This is a genomic window from Nonomuraea sp. MG754425 (genome assembly GCF_021699195.1).
Classification (GTDB): domain Bacteria; phylum Actinomycetota; class Actinomycetes; order Streptosporangiales; family Streptosporangiaceae; genus Nonomuraea.
The window spans coordinates 81,735-103,611 of sequence record NZ_SSXE01000003.1 but is presented as its reverse complement, the minus strand read 5'-3'; the positions used below and the strand labels follow the sequence as shown (position 1 = coordinate 103,611).

At 70.5% G+C, this 21,877-nt stretch carries 24 protein-coding genes; 15 read left to right on the top strand and 9 right to left on the bottom strand.

Annotation, left to right across the window (positions count from 1 at the left end; genetic code table 11):
• Position 1: 1 nt before the first annotated feature.
• Positions 2–1,480 (bottom strand): glycerol kinase GlpK, encoded by a 1,479-nt coding sequence (gene glpK, locus FAF44_RS02015; protein ID WP_237101229.1) that lies wholly within the window; start codon positions 1,478–1,480, stop codon positions 2–4.
• A 74-nt stretch (positions 1,481–1,554) separates the two neighbouring features.
• Positions 1,555–2,301: an IclR family transcriptional regulator gene (locus tag FAF44_RS02010; RefSeq protein ID WP_237101228.1), complete on the bottom strand. Its 747-nt coding sequence runs from the start codon at positions 2,299–2,301 to the stop codon at positions 1,555–1,557.
• A 101-nt stretch (positions 2,302–2,402) separates the two neighbouring features.
• Between FAF44_RS02010 and FAF44_RS02005 the strand changes: the two genes are divergently transcribed.
• Positions 2,403–3,029 carry a TetR/AcrR family transcriptional regulator gene (locus tag FAF44_RS02005; RefSeq protein WP_237101227.1) on the top strand — a complete coding sequence of 209 codons (627 nt, stop codon included), beginning with the start codon at positions 2,403–2,405 and terminating at the stop codon, positions 3,027–3,029.
• Between the two features lie 112 nt (positions 3,030–3,141).
• On the opposite strand, the gene FAF44_RS02000 is transcribed toward FAF44_RS02005, so the two are convergent.
• The gene (locus tag FAF44_RS02000) at positions 3,142–3,666 is read right to left on the bottom strand and encodes a hypothetical protein (RefSeq protein ID WP_237101226.1); all 525 of its coding nucleotides are present in this window, start codon (positions 3,664–3,666) and stop codon (positions 3,142–3,144) included.
• Between the two features lie 110 nt (positions 3,667–3,776).
• Here FAF44_RS02000 and FAF44_RS01995 point away from each other — a divergent pair, with 110 nt between their 5' ends.
• Positions 3,777–4,355, top strand: coding sequence for a YqgE/AlgH family protein (locus tag FAF44_RS01995; protein WP_043616202.1), 579 nt, complete (start codon positions 3,777–3,779; stop codon positions 4,353–4,355).
• Between the two features lie 8 nt (positions 4,356–4,363).
• On the opposite strand, the gene FAF44_RS01990 is transcribed toward FAF44_RS01995, so the two are convergent.
• Positions 4,364–4,972 carry a TetR family transcriptional regulator gene (locus FAF44_RS01990; RefSeq protein WP_237101225.1) on the bottom strand — a complete coding sequence of 203 codons (609 nt, stop codon included), beginning with the start codon at positions 4,970–4,972 and terminating at the stop codon, positions 4,364–4,366.
• A gap of 249 nt (positions 4,973–5,221) precedes the next feature.
• Between FAF44_RS01990 and FAF44_RS01985 the strand changes: the two genes are divergently transcribed.
• The 7 genes from FAF44_RS01985 to FAF44_RS01955 all read left to right on the top strand — a co-directional run bounded on the left by FAF44_RS01985 (position 5,222) and on the right by FAF44_RS01955 (position 13,182).
• On the top strand, positions 5,222–6,727 hold the full coding sequence (locus tag FAF44_RS01985; protein WP_237101224.1) for an MFS transporter: 1,506 nt from the start codon (positions 5,222–5,224) through the stop codon (positions 6,725–6,727).
• A 110-nt stretch (positions 6,728–6,837) separates the two neighbouring features.
• Positions 6,838–7,095 carry a DUF3039 domain-containing protein gene (locus FAF44_RS01980; protein WP_237101223.1) on the top strand — a complete coding sequence of 86 codons (258 nt, stop codon included), beginning with the start codon at positions 6,838–6,840 and terminating at the stop codon, positions 7,093–7,095.
• Between the two features lie 321 nt (positions 7,096–7,416).
• Positions 7,417–8,322: a zinc metalloprotease gene (locus tag FAF44_RS01975; RefSeq protein WP_237101222.1), complete on the top strand. Its 906-nt coding sequence runs from the start codon at positions 7,417–7,419 to the stop codon at positions 8,320–8,322.
• Complete coding sequence (locus FAF44_RS01970) at positions 8,323–9,708, top strand: MFS transporter (RefSeq protein WP_237101221.1); 1,386 nt, start codon at positions 8,323–8,325, stop codon at positions 9,706–9,708.
• Positions 9,709–9,791: 83 nt separating this feature from the next.
• Positions 9,792–10,769 carry a hypothetical protein gene (locus FAF44_RS01965; protein WP_237101220.1) on the top strand — a complete coding sequence of 326 codons (978 nt, stop codon included), beginning with the start codon at positions 9,792–9,794 and terminating at the stop codon, positions 10,767–10,769.
• Between the two features lie 124 nt (positions 10,770–10,893).
• Positions 10,894–12,645, top strand: coding sequence for a DEAD/DEAH box helicase (locus FAF44_RS01960; protein ID WP_237101219.1), 1,752 nt, complete (start codon positions 10,894–10,896; stop codon positions 12,643–12,645).
• 159 nt (positions 12,646–12,804) lie between these two features.
• On the top strand, positions 12,805–13,182 hold the full coding sequence (locus tag FAF44_RS01955) for an STAS domain-containing protein (protein WP_237101218.1): 378 nt from the start codon (positions 12,805–12,807) through the stop codon (positions 13,180–13,182).
• A gap of 4 nt (positions 13,183–13,186) precedes the next feature.
• Here the strand turns inward: FAF44_RS01955 and FAF44_RS01950 are convergent, their stop codons facing one another.
• From FAF44_RS01950 to FAF44_RS01940, 3 genes are all read right to left on the bottom strand, one after another.
• Positions 13,187–13,732, bottom strand: coding sequence for a hypothetical protein (locus FAF44_RS01950; RefSeq protein WP_237101217.1), 546 nt, complete (start codon positions 13,730–13,732; stop codon positions 13,187–13,189).
• Positions 13,733–13,863: 131 nt separating this feature from the next.
• Positions 13,864–14,433 (bottom strand): nicotinamidase, encoded by a 570-nt coding sequence (locus tag FAF44_RS01945; protein ID WP_237101216.1) that lies wholly within the window; start codon positions 14,431–14,433, stop codon positions 13,864–13,866.
• A gap of 26 nt (positions 14,434–14,459) precedes the next feature.
• Positions 14,460–15,743, bottom strand: a complete 1,284-nt coding sequence (locus tag FAF44_RS01940) for a nicotinate phosphoribosyltransferase (protein ID WP_237101215.1) — start codon at positions 15,741–15,743, stop codon at positions 14,460–14,462.
• A gap of 46 nt (positions 15,744–15,789) precedes the next feature.
• On the opposite strand from FAF44_RS01940, the gene clpS reads away from it, so the two are divergent.
• The 5 genes from clpS to FAF44_RS01915 all read left to right on the top strand — a co-directional run bounded on the left by clpS (position 15,790) and on the right by FAF44_RS01915 (position 18,487).
• On the top strand, positions 15,790–16,083 hold the full coding sequence (gene clpS / locus FAF44_RS01935) for an ATP-dependent Clp protease adapter ClpS (RefSeq protein WP_237101214.1): 294 nt from the start codon (positions 15,790–15,792) through the stop codon (positions 16,081–16,083).
• Between the two features lie 100 nt (positions 16,084–16,183).
• Positions 16,184–16,714, top strand: a complete 531-nt coding sequence (locus FAF44_RS01930) for a DUF2017 domain-containing protein (RefSeq protein WP_237101213.1) — start codon at positions 16,184–16,186, stop codon at positions 16,712–16,714.
• A gap of 9 nt (positions 16,715–16,723) precedes the next feature.
• The gene (locus FAF44_RS01925) at positions 16,724–17,125 is read left to right on the top strand and encodes a Mov34/MPN/PAD-1 family protein (RefSeq protein WP_237101212.1); all 402 of its coding nucleotides are present in this window, start codon (positions 16,724–16,726) and stop codon (positions 17,123–17,125) included.
• 140 nt (positions 17,126–17,265) lie between these two features.
• Positions 17,266–17,538, top strand: coding sequence for a MoaD/ThiS family protein (locus tag FAF44_RS01920; protein WP_237101211.1), 273 nt, complete (start codon positions 17,266–17,268; stop codon positions 17,536–17,538).
• Between the two features lies 1 nt (position 17,539).
• Entirely contained in the window at positions 17,540–18,487 is a 948-nt protein-coding gene (locus FAF44_RS01915; protein ID WP_237101210.1) for a PLP-dependent cysteine synthase family protein, read from the top strand.
• A gap of 118 nt (positions 18,488–18,605) precedes the next feature.
• Here the strand turns inward: FAF44_RS01915 and FAF44_RS01910 are convergent, their stop codons facing one another.
• On the bottom strand, positions 18,606–20,480 hold the full coding sequence (locus FAF44_RS01910) for a DUF3352 domain-containing protein (protein WP_237101209.1): 1,875 nt from the start codon (positions 20,478–20,480) through the stop codon (positions 18,606–18,608).
• A gap of 86 nt (positions 20,481–20,566) precedes the next feature.
• Positions 20,567–20,893: a hypothetical protein gene (locus FAF44_RS01905; RefSeq protein ID WP_237101208.1), complete on the bottom strand. Its 327-nt coding sequence runs from the start codon at positions 20,891–20,893 to the stop codon at positions 20,567–20,569.
• Positions 20,894–20,995: 102 nt separating this feature from the next.
• Here FAF44_RS01905 and FAF44_RS01900 point away from each other — a divergent pair, with 102 nt between their 5' ends.
• A complete protein-coding gene (locus FAF44_RS01900) occupies positions 20,996–21,787 on the top strand; it encodes a thioesterase family protein (protein WP_237101207.1) in 792 nt (263 codons plus the stop codon).
• Positions 21,788–21,877 lie beyond the last annotated feature (90 nt).

Below are 21,877 nucleotides of genomic sequence, written 5' to 3'. Positions count from 1 at the left end.
GTCATCCCTCCTGCTCGACCCAGCCCAGGGTGCGGGCCACGGCCTTCTTCCAGTTGCGGTATTCGCGCTCGCGTACGGACTCGTCGATCGCGGGCCGCCACTCGGCGGCCTTGTGCCAGTTGACGCGCAGGCTGTCGAGGTCGGGCCAGTAGCCGGTGGCCAGGCCGGCGGCGTACGCGGCGCCGAGCGCGGTGGTCTCGGCCACCATCGGCCGGATGACCGGCACGGCCAGCACGTCGGCGAGCGTCTGCATGAGCAGGTTGTCGGCGGTCATGCCGCCGTCGGCCCGCAGCGTGGTCAGGTTGAGCCCGGAGTCGGCGTTCATGGCGTCCACGACCTCGCGGGTCTGCCACGCCGTGGCCTCCAGCACGGCCCGCGCGATGTGGCCCTTGTTCACGAACCCGGTCAGGCCCGCGATCACGCCGCGCGCGTCTGATCGCCAGTGCGGCGCGAACAGGCCGGAGAAGGCCGGGACGAAGTAGCAGCCGCCGTTGTCGTCCACCGTCTTGGCCAGCGTCTCGATCTCGGCCGCGCTGGAGATCAGGCCCAGGTTGTCGCGCAGCCACTGCACCAGGGAGCCGGTGACCGCGATCGCGCCCTCCAGCGCGTACGTGGCGGGGCCGTCGCCGATCTGGTAGCCGACGGTGGTCAGCAGGCCGTGCTTGGAGACGACCGGCTGCTGGCCGGTGTTCATCAGCAGGAAGCTGCCGGAGCCGTAGGTGCTCTTGGTCTCGCCGGGCGCGAAGCAGGTCTGGCCGAACAGCGCCGCCTGCTGGTCGCCGAGCGCCGAGGCCACCGGGACGCCGGCGGAGGTGTGGCCGTAGACCTCGGCGGACGGGCGGATCTCCGGCAGCATCGCGCGCGGCACGTCCATCGCGGCGAGCAGTTCGTCGTCCCAGGCGAGGGTGTGGATGTTCATCAGCATCGTGCGGCTGGCGTTGGTCACGTCGGTGAGGTGCCGGCCGGTGAGGTTCCACAGCAGCCAACTGTCCATGGTGCCGAACAGCACCTCGCCGCGCTCGGCCCGCTCGCGCAGCCCGTGCTCGTCGAGCAGCCAGCGGATCTTGGGTCCGGAGAAGTAGGTGGCCAGCGGCAGGCCGGCCTTCTCCTTGAACAGGCTCTCGTGCTCGGCCAGTGTGCGCGTGAGCGCGTCGGTGCGGGTGTCCTGCCAGACGATCGCCGGGCAGACGGGACGGCCGGTGGCGCGCTCCCACAGGACGGTGGTCTCGCGCTGGTTGGTGATGCCCAGGGCGGCGATCTGGCCGTCGTCGATGCCCGCCCCGGTCACGGCCTCGGCCAGCACGGTCTGGACGGACTGCCAGATCTCGTCGGCGTCGTGCTCGACCCAGCCCGGCTTGGGGAAGATCTGGCGGTGCTCGCGCTGGGCGACGGAGATGATGTTGCCGGCCTGGTCGAACACGATGCACCGGCTGGACGTGGTGCCCTGATCGATGGCTGCGACGTAGCGCGGGTCAGGCACTGGGGTTCCTCGCAAGGCTCATAGTTCGACAATGCCGAACGAATCGTATGTGGTCGGTGGAGGCTGTTCAAGTGTCATCTGGCGAGGTCACGGGTGATGGCGCGGGCGGCGTCGCGTACGTAGGAGACGAACTCCATGTTCAGGTTTCCCTCGGGCGCGAGCCGCTCGACGGCGCCCCGGATGCCGATGGCGCCCACCGCGAGGCCACGCGAATCCTTGATGGGGGCCGCGATGGCCACCTCGCCCTCGGTCAGCTCCTCCATCTCGGCCGCCCAGCCGCGTGCGCTGACCTGGTCGAGCTCTCTCTCCAGCGCCGCCGGGTCGGTGATCGTGCGCTTGGTGAGGGGCTCCAGCGGCCCGGCGCCCTCACCGTACGGGTCGTGCGCCAGCAGCACCTTGCCCAGCGCGCTGGCGTGCGTCGGCAGGTACGTGCCCACCTGCAGCGTCTGCATGCTGTCGTCGGGCCGGAACACGTGGTGGATCACCAGGACGTGCCCCTCGTGCAGGGTGCCGATCCAGGCGCTCTCCCTGCTGCGGCCGGCCAGTGCGTCCGCCCAGTTGATGGAGCGGGTGCGCAACTCGTTGACGTCGAGGTAGCTGCTGCCCAGATGGAGCAGCGTGGCGCCGAGGCGGTACTTGCCGGTGGCGGCGTCCTGCTCGACGAAGCCCACGTGCACCAGGGTGCGCAGGATGCCGTGCAGCGTGCCCTTCGGCAGGCCCATCGCCCTGGCCAGTTCGGCCACTCCGAGCTGGCGGGGGCCGGAGGCGAGCAGCCGTAGGATCGCGGCGGCGCGTTCCACCGATTGAATCGTCTCTCCCACAACGGGAACCCTAGCGCAGTTCGGCAATGCCGAACACTGCCCTAAACGGGAAAAGCGTTTCGATAGAATGGGTGCGCGGTCTTTGACGAGAAGGAGCCTCGATGGACCAACCTTCCCGCTCGGCGGGAACCGTGCGACCCGGCGGTCGCACAGCGCGGGTGCGCGCGGCCGTCCTGGAGGCCGCCCAGGACGAACTGGTCGAGCGCGGCTTCCACGGCCTGACCATGGACCAGGTCGCGGCCAGGGCGGGCGTCGGCAAGACCACCGTCTACCGGCGCTGGGGGAGCACCCCCGGCCTGGTGGCCGACCTCATGAACGAGCTGGCCAACCAGTCCTCCGACCACGCCGACACGGGGAGCGTCGAAAGTGACCTGCTCGCCAACGCGCTGTCCGTGCTCGACGCGCTCGCGGACGGACGACTGGGGGCCACGCTCCAGGCGGTGATCGCCGCCGCCACCTGCGACGACCAGGCGGCCGAGGCGCTGCGCTCCTTCTTCGCGCGGCGCATCGAGGAGTGGGCCAAGGCCGTGGACCTGGCCGTACGGCGGGGCGAACTGCCCGCGGGCACCGACGGCGGCGAGGTGATCAGGGCGGTCTCGGCGCCGCTCTACTACCGGCTGGTGGTCACGAGGGAGCCGGTGACGCGGGTGGACGCCGAACGGTCCGTGGCCCGCACCCTGGCCGCCGCAAGGGCCGGCGCGTTCGTGGTGCCGGGGCCGCACGGCTGAGCCGACGTGCCGTGGTCGAGCGGCTGAGCCGGCGTGTTGCGGGTGCCGGGGTCGCGCGGCTGAGCCGGTGCGCGGGTCGGGCCCAGGTGGACGGGCGGGGCGTGGCCCGGGGTCACATGGATGAGCGCGGCCAGATCGAGCCGTACCACCACAGGATCCCGCCCATCACCACGAGCCCGCCCGCCGTGGCCAGCTTGCCCATCAGGTCGGTGGGCGGGCCCGTGAAGGGCAGGTGGCCGCGGTGGTGCCCCCAGGGGCAGTCGTTCCTGACATGACTGGAGTCGATCAGCGTCTCCGGGTCGCGGTCCGTGACCGAGTACGCCTCGATCTCGGCCCGGCTGCCCTTGCCCACCGCGACCTGCCGGACGATGGTCTTGCGGGCCGGAATCGAGCCGCTCGCCACGCTGTCGCCGTCGGACTTCAGGTCGAAGCGGGCGAGCTGCCGGGTCTGGTTGTGCAGCCGGACGGCCACCCGGCCGGAGCGGCACCCCACGTCCTCCACGGTCATCGTGAACGGGTCGCCGGCGTCGTGCCGGGGCCACGGCCAGTCCATCGGACGGGCGTCGGCGGCGGAGGGCAGCAGCGCGACGGCGCCCAGCGGCAGGGCGGCCAGAATGAGGCGGATACCGGTGCGCATGTGCTCTCCCAGAAGTGATCTACGCTACGTAAAGTTCCCAAGCGGGCACGAAAAGTAACATCGGCGCACTGGGGGAGCGCGCACCCCCGCAGGTACTTCATGATGGAGGTATGGCGGAAGCGATCTACGTCGGCGGGTTGCTGGTGGCGACGCCACTCCTCGACGACCCCAACTTCCGGCGTAGCGTCGTGCTGATCCTGGAACACGACCACGACGGCGGCACGCTGGGCGTCGTGCTCAACAGGCCCAGCGACATCTCCGTGACGCAGGTGCTGCCGGTGTGGGATCCCCTCGTGACCGGCCCCTCGGTGTTGTTCGAGGGCGGCCCCGTACAGACCGACAGCGCGCTGGCGCTGGCCGCGGTGCCGAGCGGTGAGGAGCCCCTGGGGTGGCGCCGGCTGCACGCGGGCACCGACGCCGTGGCCCGGCTGGGCACGGTCGACCTCGACGCGCCGCCCGAGATCCTGCAAGGGGAGATCGCGCAGATGCGCATCTTCGCGGGCTACGCCGGGTGGACGTCGGGCCAGCTCGAGAGCGAGATCGCCGAAGGCGCCTGGTACGTGGTCGACTCCGAGGTGGGCGACACCTTCCACGCCGACCCGGCCTCACTGTGGCGGCGGGTGCTCCGCCGCCAGCGCGGGGAGCTGGCCTTCGTGGCCACCTGCCCCGACGACCCGACGCTGAACTGACGCCCCCGCTACAGGTCCCAGCCCGGCCGGAGCGAGCGCTCGGCCAGCGCGATGCTCTCCGCCATCCGCTCCTGGACCTCTTCCATCGTGCCGTCCTGGCGCGAGCACTCGAACCCGACCCGCATGGTGGACATCGCGAACCCCACGATCAGGTGCGTGAGCTGGTCCCGGTCGGGGTCCACGCCCCGGCGTGCGGCGATCGCCTCGGCCAGGTGCCGCTCGGTCTCGGCGCCCCTGGCCACCGACTGGCCGAACAGGCGCGGATGCTCGTCGAGCAGCCGCCGTAGCTTCATGAACCGGTCGGCGTGCTCGGGGGCCGCCGCCCGGACGTCGGCGAGGACGGCGCGCAGGGCCCGCATGAGACAGGCGAACGGCGGCTCGTCCGGTGGCAGGCCCGCCAGGACCTCCAGCATGAGCTCCTCGGCCTGGTCGTGGAAGAGCAGCACCAGATGGTCCTTGCCGGTGAAGTACCGGAAGAAGGTGCGGGGGGAGATCTCGACCGCCCCCGCTATCTGCTCGACGGTGGTCGACTCGTATCCTTGTTCGAGGAACAGGTCGAGCGCCGCGTCGAAGATCGCCAGGCGCGTCTTCTCCTTCTTGCGTTCCCGAAGACCCACTGTGGTCACTCCCTCGAAACCTTTGTGACACAGTGTGCCATAAGTCATGAGCAGACGAATAAAAGTCGTTTGTCATAAGTCATGGACTGACAGTAGATTGCCGGAGGCTTACGTGACCTATGCCCCTGTCTGGGGTGAATGTGGACTAAAGGGGGACTCATGGCTGATACGAAGACGGTCCACGCGCCGTCCTCGTCTGGCCCTGCCAAGCCGGGGACGGGGGGCAACCCGTGGCTTGTACTGCTCGCGGTGAGCCTGGGTGTGATCATGGTGATGCTCGACGGCACGGTCGTCGGCATCGCCAACCCGGTCATCCAGATGGACCTGCGGGCCACTTTGTCAGACCTGCAGTGGGTGACCAGCGGTTACCTGCTCGCGCTCGCGGTCTTCCTGATCACCGCGGGCAAGCTCGGCGACCTGTTCGGGCACAAGCGGGTGTTTCTCATCGGTGTGGCGGGCTTCGCGGTCTCTTCTGTGGGCATCGGCTTCAGCGCCCAGCTCGCCGACCTCATTCCCGGCATCACGCCGATCGGCACGCTGATCGGCCTGCGCGTGCTGCAGGGCTTGTTCGGCGCGCTGTTGCAGCCCGCCGCGCTGGCGCTGCTGCGCGGCGCGTTCCCCGGTGAGAAGCTGAACCAGGCGATGGGGGCCTGGGGCGCGATCATCGGCCTGTCCAGCGCCGCCGGCCCGATCGTGGGCGGCGTGCTGGTCGACAAGGTGAACTGGGAGTCGGTCTTCTTCATCAACGCGCCCGTCGGCGTCATCGCGCTGGTCATGGGCGCGCTGCTGATCAAGGAGAACCGCTCGCGGACGCTGGCCCGCATCGACTGGCTCGGCGTGGTGCTGCTGTCCGGCGCGATGTTCTCGCTCGTCTGGACGATCATCAAGGCCCCCGAGTGGGGCTGGGGCTCCGCCACGACGCGCAACTTCGTCATCGCGTTCGTGGTGCTCCTCGCCCTGTTCGTGTTCTGGCAGAGCAGGGCCAGGCAGCCGCTGGTGCCGCTGTCGCTGTTCGCCAACCGGTCCATCTCCATCGGCACCTTCCTGATGATGATGGTGGCGTTCGCGATGTTCGGCGCGATGTTCTTCCTGGGCTTCTTCTTCCAGGGCGTGCACGGGCTGTCGCCGCTGGAGGCCGGTCTGCGCATGTTGCCGATGAGCGCGGGCATGATCGTCGCCTCGCCGCTGGCGGGCATGGCGCTCGGCCGGTTCGGGCCGAAGCTCACCATGGCGACCGGCCTGTTGATCACCGCGCTGGCGATGTTCCTCATGTCGCGGCTCGGGATCGACGCCTCGTTCATCGAGAGCGGCATCCCGTTCGTGCTGCTGGCCTTCGGCCTCTCGCCGGTCTTCGTGGGCGCCACGGAGATCATCGTGGGCAACGCGCCGGTCGAGCTGAGCGGGGTCGCGGGCGGCCTGCAGCAGTCGGCCATGCAGGTCGGCGGCGCGCTCGGCACCGCGATCCTGGGCGCCGTGATGGCGGGTGAGATCTCCCGTACGCTGCCCGGCCACCTCGGCCCGGCCGCCGCGGCGATCCCGCCGGAGAACCTGGCGGCGCTGGAGAAGGGTGCCGCCTTCGGTGTGGCGCCCCCCGGGCTGCCGGAGCAGATCGGCAGCGCCGTGCACCTGTCGTTCATGGACGGCATGCACCTCGCCTTCATCGTGAGCACCTGTGTCGCGGTGCTGACGGCGGCGCTGTCGCTGTTCGTCAAGTCGGGCAGGAAGACCGAGGGCGCTCCGGTGCACATGGGCTGAGCACGTTCCCCCTCCGTACGGCCTCCGCCCCCTCAGGGCGGGGGCCGTGCCGTGTTGTTGGGGCGGCGTTGTTGGGGGAGGCGGTCACGGGCGGGCATAAACTCGGTGGGGTGAGCACGAAGATCCTCCCAGAGCAGGAGACCACTCCGCGGACGTCGCACGGCGACGGCGATCACGAGCGGTTCGCCCACTACGCGGACAAGCACAAGATCACCGAGAGCATGGTGACCGGCACGCCCATCCGCGCCCTCTGCGGCAAAATCTGGGTGCCCAGCCGCGACCCCAAGAAGTACCCGGTCTGCCCGGAGTGCAAGGAGATCTACGAGGGCCTGCCTCCCGGTGGCGGCGAGGGTGACGACAAGCAGTGAGTGTTGCTGAGCGGTAATCCCGCTGTGGAGCGTTACGGTCTGTAGCCAGACCAGACCGCACCGCAGTGGGGAGATCGCATGGCCGCCCGGCGCGCGACCGCCGTCTCGTTGGCATGCCTGCTCGCGGCCGGCGTCATCCCGCCGTTCCCGCCTCGCCCCGCCTCGGCGGCGGCGACCGGCTGCGCCCCCGAGGCCGCGCCCCTGGCGCACCCGCCGATGGCGCTGACGGCGGCGCACGCGCCTGGGATGCATGGGCCTGGGCTGCATGGGCCTGGGATGCACGGGGCTGGGGTGCACGGGTCGGCCGGGTACACGCCTGGGATGCGCGCGTCCGCGGCGCGGACGGAGGCGCGCGCGTTCGAGACGCACGGGTCGGCCGCGCGGACGCGGGGCAGTGGGCCCGTCGTGTCCGAGCACTGGCACGGTCCCGTACCGCGCCGGCCGCGCTCGCCCCGGCCGGAAGACGTGGCCAAGGTGATGGCCGAGTTGCGCGAGCGGCTGGCCGGAGTCACGCCGCCCAGCCAGATCATCGTGCCCACGCGCGTCCACCTCATCTCCCGGGGCGCCGTCCGCCAGGTGAGCGACCAGGCCGTCCAGGCGCAGATCGACACGCTCAACGCCGCCTACGCGGGCGGGTTCGGCGGCGTGGACACCGGCGTGCGCTTCCGCCTCGACCGCATCTCGGTCAAGGAGCACGCCGCCTGGTTCACCGACCCCATCGGCCACGAGAAGGCCATGAAGAGCGCGCTGCACGAGGGCGGGGCCGGCACGCTCAACCTCTACATCGCCCAGCTCAGCGAGCTCATGCTCGGCTTCGCCAGCTACCCCTACTGGTACGCGGGCGCGCCCGCCCTCGACGGCGTGGTGATCGACTGGCGCACCCTGCCCGGCGGCGCGATGAGCGACTACAACAAGGGCTTCACGGGCGTGCACGAGATCGGTCACTGGCTCGGCCTGTTCCACACGTTCGAGAACGGCTGCGAGGAGCCCGGCGACGGGATCGACGACACCCCGCGCGAGGCCAAGCCGACCGAGGCGTGCCCGCAGGACAAGGACACCTGCGTCGCGCACGCGGGCAAGGACCCCATGCACAACTACATGGACTACGCCCACGACCGGTGCATGTGGGAGTTCACGCCGGGCCAGGCGACGCGCATGCACGAGATGTGGGCCGCCTACCGCGAGACTCCCGCTGTCTTATATTCCCTGCCCATCTACGATATGTAGGTGACAGCAGCAAAGACGCTTGACGCTCCCCACAAACCTCCGGGGATCCTGAGCCCGGAGTACCGAGCCGCCACCTTAGGCATCCTGCTGGTGGTCACGCTCATCGCCTTCGAAGGCATGTCGGTCGGCGTCGTCATGCCCGCCATCGCCGAGGAGCTCGACGCCCTCGGCCTGTACGGGCTGAGCTTCTCCGCCTTCCTCATCGCCAGCCTGTTCATGAACGTGGTGGCCGGGCTCTGGTCGGACCGGCGCGGCTACCCGGTGCCGTTCCTGGCCGGCGTGGTGCTGTTCGCGCTCGGCATGGCGCTGGCCGGATCGGCCGGCTCGTCGGGGATGTTCCTCGTGGCCCGCGCCGTGCAGGGGCTGGGCGGCGGCGCCGCGATCGTGGCCCTGTACGTGATGATCGCCCGCGTGTACGCCGTGGAGGTGCGGCCCAAGGCGTTCGCCGCCGTCTCGGCCGCCTGGGTGGTGCCCGCCATGGTGGGGCCGTCGGTGGCCGGGTTCGTCGGCGAGCAGTGGGGCTGGCGGTACGTCTTCTACGGCATCGTGCCGCTGGTCGTGCCCGCGCTGCTGATGCTCGTGCCGGCGCTGCGGCTGAGCTCCGCGACCGGGAGCGGTCCCGGCACCGGCCCGAGATCCAGGCCGAACGCGATGACGCTGGCCGCCACCGCCACGGCCGCCGGCGCGGGGCTGCTGCTGTACGCGGTCGACCGGCTGCACGTCCACGCCGGATGGGCGGGCGTGGGGACGGCGGCGGGCCTGGCCCTGCTGGGCTACGGCCTGTACCGGCTGCTGCCGCCGGGCGCGCTGCGCCTGCGGCGCGGGTTGCCCACGACCGTGGTGATGCGCGGGCTGTACTCGGCCGCCTTCTTCGGGGTGAACTCCTTCATCCCGCTGGCCCTGCAGCACGTGAAGTCCTTCGACGCCAGGTCGGCGGGCATCGCGCTGACGACGGGGGCGCTGGGCTGGTCCGTGGGCTCGTTCCTGCAGAGCAGGAAGGCGGGCGAGGCGCACCGGCGGATCCGGTTCGGCGCGGGCTGCGTCACCGTCGCGATCCTGCTCTGCCTGCTGTCGGTCCTGCCGGGGGTGAGCGGATGGATCTCCGTGCCCGCGTGGATCGTGGCGGGCTTCGGGATGGGGTTCGGCATGACCACCATCAGCATCACGGCCATGAAGCAGTCGCCGCTGAACGAGCAGGGCGCGAACTCGGCCGCGCTCTCGGTCACCGACCAACTCGGCTCGGCGCTGTCGATCGGGATCGGCGGCGCGCTGGTGAACGTGATCGGGCACGCCTCCGCGCAGATCGCCACCGGGTTCCTGGTCATCTCGGTCCTCATGGCGGCCATCTCGCTGGCCGCGACCTTCCTCGCCGGCCGCGTCCACTGAAATTCCGTCCCTCCTGTCACAGCGATCACGGTTCTCCTGATCCCTGTGGCGAGGAGTGATAGGACAGCGGGCAAGGAGGTGTCATGGTGGATGATCACCGTGTCTGGCCCCCCGAGCCGGGGCGGCCCAGGCATCGCCGTACTCCTCCCGAGGACGCGGAGCCCGGGGATCTCGCCGACCCCGTGGAGGAACGCTCCACCGCTCCGGAGCCGGTCCCCGGACCTCCGCCCGCGTGGGGCCGCCGCGGGCGGCCGTACGCGGACATGGCCCCGCCTCGCCGGGACCCCGGCCGGGGACGCCGGGCGCACCCGCTGGACCTGGGCCCTTCTGACGGCGAGCAGATCGGGGAGCCGGAGTGGAACCCCCAGATCCGCAGGACCGTCCCCCGCGACTCCGTGCCGCCGCGACGGGAACGGGAGCCGGACGACCAGGACGACTGGGACGACGCGCTGCCGCCCTCCGCCCGCCTGCAGGGCTCACCGGCGGCCCCGGGAGCGCGCGAGGCGCAGCAGGCCGGAGGCAGACGGCCGGGACGGCGCACGGTGATCGTCCTGGCGGCGCTGGCGGCCGGAACGGCGCTGGTGGCCACGACGGCGCTGCTCGCCCCCCGGCTCACCGCCCCGCCGGCGGCCACGGGACGGCTCAGCGACGCGCTGGCGGGAGTGACGGCGACGCTGCCGCAGGGGTGGAGCGCCGGCGTGCTGCCGCCCGTCACGGGTTTCACCTCGGTCGTCCGCGACGGGCGCGGGGCCCTCGTGATGGCCAGACCGGCGCAGGGCTCGGTGAAGGACGCCAAGAAGGCCACGGCGCAGGCGGCGGAGCTGTACTCCAGGCTGCTGCTTAAGGGCGACCGCGTGACGGTCGTCGAGGACCGTCGGCTCCCCGACGGCCACACCCGCGCGCTGCGCGCCGAGTACCAGGACGTGGTCAACCGCCCGGCCTTCCTCCGGGTGACACTGGTCACCCGCGACACGCGTCCCGTGCTGCTGGTCGGGCTGCTGCAACCCGAGGAGAACGCCCGCAGGCAGGCGCTCGACGCGGTCATGACGAGCCTCCGATAAGCCACATAGCACGTGCGGAAGACCTTGGCCAGAATCCTCGGCTCACGGCACGTCTTGTCGGTCGGCCCGATTACTCTTGGGTCACTGTGAGAGAGCGAAGCACACGAACCCCAGAGGTGATGCGGTGAGCACCTTCGCCGCGTCCCACCTATCGCCTTCCTATCCCGACCGGGCCGCGTGGGGCACCGCGCCCAAGCTGCGTGCCTGGCAGCAGGAGGCGTTCGACCTCTACTTCAGGCGCGAGCCACGTGACTTCCTCACCGTGGCGACGCCGGGCGCGGGCAAGACGACCTACGCCCTGCGCATCGCCAGCGAGCTGCTCGCCAACGGGGTGATCAGGGCCGTCACGGTCGTGACGCCCACCGAGCACCTCAAGCGCCAGTGGGCCGACGCGGCCGGCCGGGTGGGCATCGCCATCGACCCGGAGTTCAAGAACAGCCAGGGCGCCACCTCGCGCGACTACACCGGGGTGGCGGTGACGTACGCGCAGGTCGCCATGCACCCGGCGCTGCACCGGGCGCGCACCGAGAACCGCAAGACCCTGGTCATCTTCGACGAGATCCACCACGCGGGCGACGCGAAGTCGTGGGGCGACGGCGTGCGCGAGGCGTTCGAGCCCGCCGTCCGCCGCCTCCAGCTCACCGGCACGCCGTTCAGGTCCGACGACAACCCGATCCCGTTCGTGGGCTACGAGGAGGACGCCGAGGGCTTCAAGCGCAGCGTCGCCGACTACTCCTACGGCTACGGCCCGGCGCTCGACGACGGCGTCGTCCGGCCGGTGATCTTCCTCGCCTACTCCGGCGAGATGAAGTGGCGCACGCGCGCCGGCGACGAGATCGCCGCCACGCTCGGCACCCCGCTCACCAAGGACCAGCTCTCCCAGGCGTGGCGGGCCGCGCTCGACCCGAAGGGCGACTGGATCCGCCAGGTCATGCAGGCCGCCGACCGCCGGCTCACCGAGGTGCGCAGGGGCGTCCCCGACGCGGGCGGCCTGGTCATCGCCACCGACCACGAGACAGCTCGCCACTACGCCCGCCACCTGCGCAACATCACCGGCGAGGGCGCGACGGTGGTGCTGTCCGACGACCCGGGCGCGTCCAAGAAGATCAAGCAGTTCACGGCGTCGGAAGACCGCTGGCTGGTGGCCGTGCGCATGGTGTCGGAGGGGGTCGACATCCCGCGCCTGTGCGTCGGCGTCTACGCCACCTCCACCTCCACGCCGCTCTTCTTCGCCCAGGCCGTGGGCCGTTTCGTCCGTGCCCGCAAGCGCGGTGAGATGGCCTCGGTCTTCCTCCCCTCGGTGCCCACGCTCATGGGCCTGGCCAACGAGATGGAGGTGGAGCGCGACCACGTGCTCAACAAGCGGCCTCCGGAGGACGGCCTCGACGACTCGCTGCTGGAGCAGGCCAACCGCAAGCAGGACAGCCCCGACGTCCTGGGCGACGAGCTGCCGTTCGAGACGATGGAGACCTCGGCCACCTTCGACCGGGTGCTGTTCGACGGGGGCGAGTTCGGCACGGGCGCGGAGGTCGGCTCGGCCGAGGAGGAGGACTTCATCGGCCTGCCGGGCCTGCTGGAGCCCGATCAGGTGGCCCAGTTGCTGCGCAAGCGGCAGTCCGAGCAGCAGGCGGCCCGGCGCAAGCAGCAGGCGGACGAGCCGAAGCAGGAGCTCGCGCCGCACGAGCAGATCGCCGACCTGCGGCGCGAGCTCAACGGCCTGGTGGGCGCGTGGAACCATCGCACGGGCCAGCCGCACGGGGTGATCCACTCGGAGCTGCGCCGCGCCTGCGGTGGCCCGCCGATCGCCCAGGCGACGGCGGAGCAGATCCAGGAGCGCATCGCGATGATCCGCCGCTGGGCCACCCAGCGGCGGTGACGGGTCCGTCCGGAGGGCGGGCACGGGTGTCACGGCCGGTGGTCACGATGCGTGACTCTACGCATTTGGCCACAGAGCAGTGGCCTTCTGTTAGAAGCTCGACGGAAGCGGCAACAACCACTCTTGGCTGTCTTTCGGATATGCAGAAGGGCTTCGCCCATGTCGTCTGAGGCCACCGGAAACTCGGCGCTCACCGTGTCGTCCGGCCTCTCCCGAAACGCCATCATCATCAAGCTCGAGGGCGAGCTCGACGTAGACGCGCTGCCGATCCTCCGGGAGTACATGCAGCGCGTCTGGGAGCTGCCCTCCCAGCCGTTCCTGATCCTGGATCTCGGTGAGGTCGCGTTCTGCGACTCGATGGGGATGAGCGAACTCGTCGACATCATGCAGCACTGCGAGTCGAGGGGCACGCGGCTGCTGCTCGGCGGGGTGCAGGGGGTGATGGCCCGGGTTCTGTCGATCACCGGGTTGCGGCACGCTTTCGAGGTGTTCGCCAGCTTCGACGACGCGCTGCGGGCGACGGCCCCGCCGTCCTGACCCCTTACGTGGCAGGGCTCGGGATGCGGTGCCCGCTGCGGCCGTCGGCCGGGACGTAGCGGGCGTGCCCGTGCAGCGGGACCCTCATCGAGGCCGTGCCCGCCCGGACGCGGACGGGCAGGGTGCGCGCGCCCCGGCGGGTCGCGTGCTCGGCGGTGCGCCGGATCGTCCGCAGCCAGATCAGCAGCCGGTGGTCGCGGGCCCGCAGTGTGACCACGGCGCGGTCGCACTCGTTCGGGGCGGCGGACCAGCTCAGCAGCAGCCGGCCGCCTTCCGCGACGGCGGCGCGGGGCACCTGGGCCCGCTCGGCGCAGGTGGCAGGCAGCGGCTTGGGCGCGCGGCGCGCCGACGGGGCCGGCGAGCTGTGCGCGGCGGCCGGACGGGCGGGCAGGGCGGCGTGCGGCACCGTGCTCATCGCGATCGTGCCCGCCTCCAGCAGGGCTAACGTGACGACCGCGCCCGCGCGCTCCCGCCCGCTGCCCCTGACGAGCAGCCACAGGCAGAGCGGGGCGAGAAAGAGCCAGGCCATGCCGAGGGAGAACGGCAACATGGGGGACCTCCCACTGGGATCGGAAGAGTGATCACTCTCCGTGGTGCTCCGGCTTCGGAGTGGGTTCGCCCTCTTCGATATCACATGACCTCAGCGTTGCACAGCGCATACGCTTCGTGTCGGCTCCGGCCTCACCCGACGGCGGGGGCTCCGCTCAGGATCGCGCCCGCCTGCTGCATCTGCGCCATCGCGGCCTCTGTGGTGGTCGGGGACACGCCCGCCGTCAGGCCGAGCAGCACCCGCACCGCCAGCCCGTGCTCGACCGCGTCGAGCACGGTGGCGCGCACGCAGTGGTCGGTGGCGATGCCCACCACGTCGACCTCGCGCACCCCGCGCTCGTTGAGCCACTCGCCCAGCGGGACGCCGTCGCCGGAGGCGCCCTCGAAGCCGCTGTAGGCCGCCGCGTAGGCGCCCTTGCTGAAGACCTCCTCCACCGCCGCCACGTCGAGCGAGGGGTGGAAGTCGGCTCCTGGCGTGCCGGCGACGCAGTGGGCGGGCCAGGTGGAGACGTAGTCGGGGGCGCCGGAGAAGTGCTCTCCCGGGGAGACGTGGTAGTCGCGGGTGGCCACGACGTGGTCGTAGCCGTGCTCGTTCACGTGGCGGGTGATCGCCGCCGCCACCTCGGAGCCCCCGGCCACGGCCAGGCTGCCGCCCTCGCAGAAGTCGTTCTGCACATCGACGATGATCAACGCGGTGCCCATAGGTAGCACGATACGTCAGGGGAGGTTCAGGCGAATTCGGTGGGGATGGAGGCGTACCCGCGTCCGAGGTGGAGGGCCTCCTGGGGGAGCGTGGCGACGGCGGCGGCGTGGCGGTCGCGGGCGGCCGTCAGGGGCTCGCGGCCGATCGCCCGCCCGCCGCGGACCAGCTCGTGCAGCAGGGGAACGCCGTCCTCGGGGACGAGGCCGCCGGTGGTGATCAGCTCGGTCTCGGCGCGTCCTTGCTCGTCGAACATCCGGTACGCCTCCTTGCGGCCCCCGCGCGACGGCTTGCCCACCGAGTGCTTGGCCACGGCCTCCAGCTTGCCGGTGGCCGTCTCCCGCGCCACCAGCTTGTACACCAGGGCCGCCGTCGGCACGCCCGAGCCGGTGACCAGGGAGGTGCCCACGCCGTAGCCGTCCACGGGGGCGGCGGCGAGCGCGGCGATGGCGTACTCGTCGAGGTCGGAGGTGACCAGGATGCGGGTGTCGAACGCGCCGAGCGCGTCGAGCTGCTCGCGGACCTCCTGCGCCGCCGCCGCGAGGTCGCCGGAGTCGATGCGGACCGCGCCCAGCCGCGGCCCGGCCAGCTCCACGGCGGTGCGTACGGCGTCCGGCACGTCGTAGGTGTCCACCAGCAGCGTGGTCTCCGGCCCCAGCGAGGCGATCTGGGCCGCGAACGCCGCCCGCTCCGAGTCGTGCAGCAGGGTGAACGCGTGGGCCGCCGTGCCGGCCGTGGGCACGCCGTACTGCCGGCCGGCCATCAGGTTGGAGGTGGAGGCGAACCCGGCGATGTACGCGGCCCGCGCGGCGGCCACGGCGGCGGCCTCGTGCGTACGGCGGGAGCCCATCTCGATGAGCGGGCGCTTGGCGGCGGCGTTCACCATGCGGGAGGCGGCGGAGGCGATCGCGCAATCGTGGTTCAGCACGGACAGCGTGATGGTCTCCAGCAGCACGGCCTCGGCGAAGGTGCCCTCGACGACCATGATGGGGGAGGCGGGGAAGTACAGGTCGCCTTCGCGGTAGCCGTAGATGTTCCCGGAGAACCGGTAATCGGCCAGAAACGCCAGAGTCGCGTCGTCCACGACCTCGTGATCGCGCAGGTAAGTGAGTTCCTCATCACCGAAACGGAAGCGTTCGACCTCGTCGAGGACACGTCCGGTGCCCGCGACGACCCCGTAGCGGCGGCCGCCGGGCAGGTGGCGGGCGAACACCTCGAAAACCGCGCGGCGGTGTGCCGCGCCGCTGCGCAGGGCGGCCTGCAGCATCGTCAGCTCATAGTGATCTGTGAGCAACGCAGTGCTCATGGTCATTCTCACGACTCGAAGACTACGGCCCAGATAGGGCAGACTCGGGGATGTGGGTAGCACTGCTCCAATCGCCGTCGAGCGTCCGTCATCGGACGTCCGGCCCGATCTGCCGTGGGTGACCATCGTCTGGAATGACCCGGTCAACCTCATGTCCTATGTGACCTATGTCTTCCAATCGGTCTTCGGTTACCCGCGGGAGAAGGCCGAGAAGCTGATGCTGGACGTGCATCACAAGGGCAAGGCGGTCGTGTCCAGCGGCACGCGGGAGGAGATGGAACGGGATGTGCAGATTCTCCACTCCTACGGCCTGTGGGCGACGGTCCAGCCGGATTCGGTCAAGTGAGCCGCTCAAGTCGGCCAAGTCGTCCGGGTCCGCTGAGCCCTGCACGTCCTATGAGTCCTATGAGTCCTATGAGCAGATCGAGAGCAGTGAGGCGGCACCGGTGACTTCGGGGTTCTCGCGAGGCAGGAACGGCAACGTCGTCGCGGTCTTCGAGGCGGCCGAGGTCTCGCTGCTGCGCTCGCTCGCCTCCATGATGCTCGGCATCGTCTCTCCCGGGCAGACCAGCGACGACCCGCTGGAGCGGGCCCTCGGCATCGGCGTCGGCGACGGCGCGGCGCCGTCGGATCCGGTGCTGGCCAGGCTGTTCCCGTCGGCGTACCAGGACGACAAGGAGTCGGCCGAGTTCCGCCGCTACACCGAGGCCACGCTGCGCGACGGCAAGCGGGCCGACGCGCAGACCGTGCACGAGAGCGCCCGCTCGGGCCGCTTCGAGCTGTCGCCCGAGCAGGCCCAGGCGTGGTTGCGCGCGCTCAACGACCTGCGCCTGACCCTCGGCACCAAGCTCGAGGTGACCGAGGAGATCCACGACCAGATCGCGACGATGTCCGAGGATGACCCCCGCTACCCGGCCTACGTGACCTACGACTGGCTGACCTACCTCCAGGACAGCCTGGTCCGGGCGCTCTGGTAATTTCCGGGCATGCTGTCGATCCCGCAGGAACTGGTGGACCAGATCGTCGCCCATGCCCGCGCCGACCACCCGGACGAGGCGTGCGGTGTGATCGCGGGCAGGAACGGGGTGCCCGAGCGGTTCATCCCGATGGAGAACGCCGAGCGTTCCCCGACCTTCTACCGCTTCGACTCGATGGAGCAGTTCCGGGTGTGGCGGGAGATCGACGACCGCGACGAGACCCCGGTCGTGATCTACCACTCCCACACGGCCACCGAGGCGTACCCGTCGCGCACCGACATCTCGTACGCCTCCGAGCCCGACGCCCACTACGTCCTGGTCTCCACCAGGGATGAGAACGACGTCGAGTTCCGCTCCTACCGCATCCTCGACGGTGTCGTCACCGAGGAAGAGGTAAGGTTTCTCCCATGATGGCCCGACCTGTGCAGAGCTTCCTGTTCGCGCACACTCCGGCTGTCGTCGTCTACGACTGTCGCTGATGCGGAATCCGCATCCAGCCGTCGGTGTTGCATGCCGATGGGACGACGACCTGACTGAGGAGACTGAGCGCGATGGCCATCGAGGTTCGCATTCCGACCATCCTGCGTAATTACACCGACGGCGCCAAGGCCGTCAGCGCCGAGGGCGCCACGCTCGAAGAGCTGATCAGCAACCTTGAGGCCCTGCACCCCGGCATCAAGGAGCGCCTGGTCGACGACGGCAGCCTGCGCCGCTTCGTCAACGTCTACCTGAACGACGAAGACGTGCGTTTCCTGGGCGGCCTCGGCACGCCGGTGTCCGACGGCGACACGGTGACCGTGCTTCCCGCCGTCGCCGGCGGCTGACATGCGGTTCGAATCGCTGATGGACTCGGTCGGCCGCACGCCCCTGGTCGGGTTGCCGAGGTTGTCGCCCTCCGCCGACGTGCGGATCTGGGCCAAGCTCGAGGACCGCAACCCGACCGGCTCGATCAAGGACCGGCCCGCGCTCTGGATGATCCAGGAGGCCGAGAAGGACGGGCTGCTCAGGCCGGGCTGCACGATCCTCGAGCCGACCAGCGGCAACACCGGCATCTCGCTGGCCATGTCGGCCCGGCTCAAGGGCTACCGGCTGGTCTGCGTGATGCCGGAGAACACCTCGGAGGAGCGCCGCCAGCTCCTGCGCATGTGGGGCGCGGAGATCATCTCCTCGCCCGCCGCGGGCGGCTCCAACGAGGCCGTGCGGGTAGCCAAGGGGCTGGCCGCCGAGCACCCCGACTGGGTGATGCTCTACCAGTACGGCAACCCGGCCAACTGGCGCTCCCACTACGAGAGCACCGGCCCCGAGATCCTCGAGGACCTGCCCACGATCACCCACTTCGTCGCCGGGCTCGGCACGACGGGGACGCTGATGGGCGTCGGGCGGTTCCTGCGTGAGCGGGTGCCGGACGTCCAGATCGTCGCCGCCGAGCCGCGCTACGGCGAACTGGTCTACGGGCTGCGCAACGTGGACGAGGGCTTCATCCCCGAGCTCTACGACGAGTCGGTGCTGACCACCCGCTTCTCGGTGGGCTCGGCCGACGCGCTGCGGCGTACCCGCGAGCTGCTGGCCTCGGAGGGCATCTTCGCCGGCGTCTCGACCGGGGCCGCGCTGCACGCGGCGCTGGGCGTGGCCGCGAAGGCGGTCAAGGCGGGCGAACGCGCCGACGTCGCGTTCGTGGTGGCCGACGGCGGCTGGAAGTACCTGTCCACGGGCGCCTACGAGGGCACCTTGGAGGAGGCGGAGGACCGCCTCGAAGGCCAGCTCTGGGCGTAGTCGGAGACTGGGGCGGAGGCTGACGGAGCAACAGCAGGGCGGCCCGGTCCTCGGTGGACCAGGCCGCCCTTCGCGTTCCCGCCGATTCAGCCGCACGCACCCGGCAGGTGCCGCGCGCTCAGTTGAACAGCAGCCGCAGTGAGAACGCCGCCTCGCTGTCGGTCTGCGTGCCGCTCAGCCCGACCGCCCGCAGCACCTGGAGGTTGGCCTTCTCGTCGCCCTGCATGGAACCGAGGTAGAGGTTCTCGACCTTGTCGAGGTCCACGAAGAGCGCGAAGTTCACCTCGCCCGCGTTGGGGATCGCGGTCTGGAACGTCTCCGAGTCGCCCAGTGTGCCCTCCTCGGCCAGTTTCTTCGCGTACTCGTCGGTCGTCGCCACCGTGAAGACGCCGTCACCGGCGACCTTGGCGATCTGCGGGCTGGTAGCGCCCTGCTGGGTCAGCGCCTGCTGCACCTTGTCGAGGATCGCCTGCGCCTTGGCCGGGTCGGTCACGACCCGCACGCCGCCCTTGATCTGCTGGCCGTCGAGGCCCTCGCTGTCCACCGCGACCGTGAAGTTCTGGCCCAGGATCGTGGCGAGGTCGCCGGGCAGCGCCAGGCCGAGCTGCGTCTTGGCCTGCTGCAGCATCTGGCTGAGCTGCGCGTTGCCGGACGCCACGGCCTGCTTCTCGATCTCGGCCCACTGCTTGGTGACGACCTGGTCGAGGCCGGAGATCGACAGCGCGCCGGCCGTGGAGGCGGGCAGCGTGGCCAGGTTGGCCTTGGGCAGGTCGCCCTCCGCGGTCATGCCCTTGGCGCCGCGGACGATGCCGGCCAACTCGACGTAGGCGCTGTCGAAGCGCAGGGCGCCGGCGAACCGGGCGTCCTTGATCTGCTCGACGGCCGCCTCCTGGCCGGCCGGGATCTGCGTCTTGGCCAGCTCCATCAGGCCGCCCATGTCGGCCCAGAACGACAGCACGCCCTGCTCGCCGACGGCGCCCATGTCCTCGGCGTACTCGGCGTTGTCGGACAGGCTGCCCTCGGCCGTGGCGTACTTGTCGGCCAGGGCCTGCGTGGAGCTCAGCAGGGCGTAGTCCTCGCGGAAGGCCACGCCGTACTTGTCGCCCTTCATCAGCTTGGCGATGCCGGCCTTGGCCAGTTCCTGGTCCTTGATCTGGACGGCCACCGCGACGTCGGGCTCCTCCTTGCCGGAAGGTACGGCGGCGACGCCGATCCGGCTGCCGAGCCACGGGTCGACGTCCTTGGCGAAGTCGACGTCGCTGTCGGAATCCTGGTCGTTGATGGCGTCGAACAGCGCCTTGCGCGGGTCGTCGCCGGTGAAGGCGTCCTTGGTGACCGTGAACTTCCTGGCCAGCTCGAACAGCGCCAGCTTCTGGTTGGCGGCCGGGTCCAGGTCGACGCGGGCATAGGCGATCGCGTCAGCGGGCAGGACGTCGTTCGGCTGCGTGCCGCCGCCGCCGAAGGCGCCCACGGCCCACACCGCGCCGCCGCCGAACAGCACCACGGCCAGCGCCGCCGCGACGGCGATGATCCAGGTCTTGCGGCCCTTCTTCGGCGGCTCGGGCGGGCCGAAACCCTCGGGGCCCTGCTGCTGCCAGCCGCCCTGGGCGTACTGGCCCTGCTGCCAACCCTGTTCCTGCTGCCAACCCTGCTGTTGCGGTTGCTGTTGCCAGCCGCCCTGCTCCTGTTGCCAGCCTTGCTGGCCACCGTACTGGGGCGTGCCATAAGAGGGCTGCTGCTGCCCGTGCTGCTGCCCGTACTGGGAGCCGTAGGAGGGTTGCTGCTGCCCGTGGGACGCCTGCTGGCCGTAGGCCCCCTGTCCTTGCGCGTCGTACTGCTGGCCATAGGGCTGCTGCTGGTACGGCTGCTGCGGAGGGTAGGGCGGGCTCGGGTACTGAGCCGCCGGCTGCTGCTCCGGCTGTTGCCCCTGGTTCCAGTTGTATGCCGTGGTCCGGTCAGGATCCTGGCCATAGGGGGGATTGTTCGCAGACATCACTCAACTCACAATGTGGACTTTTGACCACAATGAAAGTAGCTGATGTTGCTAGACGGGCGCTTGCAATGTACTGAAGTCGAAATTTAGACCCTGTTCAGCTCTTTTCTCAGGACATCAAGGTGCACCTCGCCGCCTCCGTAGTCGGCGACGTTCGCCCAGGGCACGAAAGTGCACCCGGCGTAGACGACCCGCGCCAACGTCTGTGAGAACCAGGTCGATCGGTCCTGCCGATCGCGGGTGAGCCCGAGCAGGAGCGGGGCCCGGCGACCGGAGACGACGAGGCCGTAGACCGTGTGGCTCTGCTGGAGTTCGCCCTTGTGCTTGACCACCCGGATGTCCACCACGAAACCGACCCACACCCCGTTGGAGTCCCAAACGGACTGTCCGCGGAGTTCGGTGACACTTGCCATGATCAAACGTTGTCAGCCGAATCATGTTTTCGCAGGTAGGCGCGCTGAGCGAGGAATGCTCTAAAGTGTCTAGAACATAGTTCCAGATGTGAGGCAGGGCGGATGACCAAGTTCGACGAGGCCACGCAGGCGATCAGGGTGGACGAGAACACCTACGACGTGTGCATCGACCCCGGATACGCGATCGGCGGCCCGCTCAACGGCGGCTACCTCATGGCCGTGATCCTGCGTGCGGCGGTGGACGCCTCGCCGTTCGAGCACCCCGTGAGCCAGACGGCGCAGTTCCTGAGGTCGGCGGCCCCCGGACCGGCGCAGGTCAGGATCGAGCCGCTGAAGGCGGGCCGGACCGTCGCGTTCGCCAGGGCGACCCTGGTCCAGGACGGCGTGCCGCAGATCGAGGGGCTGATCACCACGGCCACGCTGCACGACGTCGAGCCCGTGCACGCCGGCGAGGCGGCCCACCCCATGCCCCCGCTGGAGGAGTGCGTCAAGCTCCCCGACCCGAAGCCCGACTCGGGCATGACGCTGAACGCCCAGATGGAGCTGCTCTTCGACCCGCCCACGATCGGCTGGCTGAAGGGCGAGCCCACCGGCCGGCCCGAGTCGCGGGCCTACTTCAGGATGGCCGAGCCCCAGGACCCCGACCCGTACGTGCTGGCGCTGGCCGTGGACGCGCTGCCGCCCGTCGTCTTCTCCGCCGGGGCCCGCGGCTGGGCCCCCACCGTGGACCTCACCTGGCACCTGCGGGCCCTGCCCGCGCCCGGCCCGCTCACGCTGCTCGGCGGCGGCCGGCTGATCTCCGACGGCTGGTTCGACGAGGAGGTCGAGGTACGCGACTCCACCGGCCGCCTCGTGGCCCAGTCGCGCCAGCTCGCCCGCGTCGGAAGGGGCTGACGCCCCCCGGACGTGACCCTCCCGGCATCGCCGCACGCCACGCCTGTCGCAGTGTGAGCATTCTTACGCAGTGTCGATCGGGCAGGTCGC